The sequence below is a fragment of the Vibrio sp. 970 genome (assembly GCF_033339075.1).
In genome coordinates this window covers 1-585 of sequence record NZ_JAWOTW010000581.1, presented here as the reverse complement: position 1 = coordinate 585, position 585 = coordinate 1, and the positions used below count along the sequence as shown (strand labels likewise).

The window sequence follows — 585 nt, the reverse complement described above, 5'->3', positions numbered from 1 at the left end:
AACAAACTCACCCTCACGTACACCCATTAATGTCGCTTTTTCGCCGTTGTTGTATGTGATGTTCATCTGAACCGTATTTTCATCGATTTGGTGCATTTGACCTTGCTCGATAACGCGGTTGTTTGTAGGTGGGCCAATCGGCGCTGTTGTAAGCGACTTATCTAGCTGGTGGTTTACATCAATGTAAGTGTCCATCTTAGTATCGAAGATGTGTGGTTTGCCGTTTAGCGGGTTTTTACCAGTCCAGAACTCTAGAGAGTTAAATACGATGTAGTCAGCTGCGATTGCCACACCGTAAACTGGTGCCATAAGCATGTTTAGACCACCACGAGCGTAACGGTTATCTACCGCTTTCAAGTTGAAACCCATAACATAGCCAGTTACCGCGTTGCTGCCAACACAACCTGAAAGTGAAACTGCCACAGCAGTCAATGCGCCAATTTTAGCAATTGCCTTTTTCATCAAAACCTCTAGTTAGAAAGTATTAGGTCGAAAATTCGGCGCGGATATTAGCTTATAAAAACTAGGGATAAAAGACAGAATTTTCCGAAGAAAGCATCTTTATTATTTTTAATACGTGGACAT

The 585-nt window shown here is 42.4% G+C and carries 1 protein-coding gene; it reads right to left on the bottom strand.

Going from position 1 to position 585, the window contains the following annotated elements; translation table 11 throughout:
- Nucleotides 1–462 (bottom strand): DUF3332 family protein (locus R7Q11_RS28000; protein ID WP_225467210.1); only part of this gene is annotated, 462 nt, incomplete at its 3' end.
- Nucleotides 463–585: the final 123 nt, after the last annotated feature.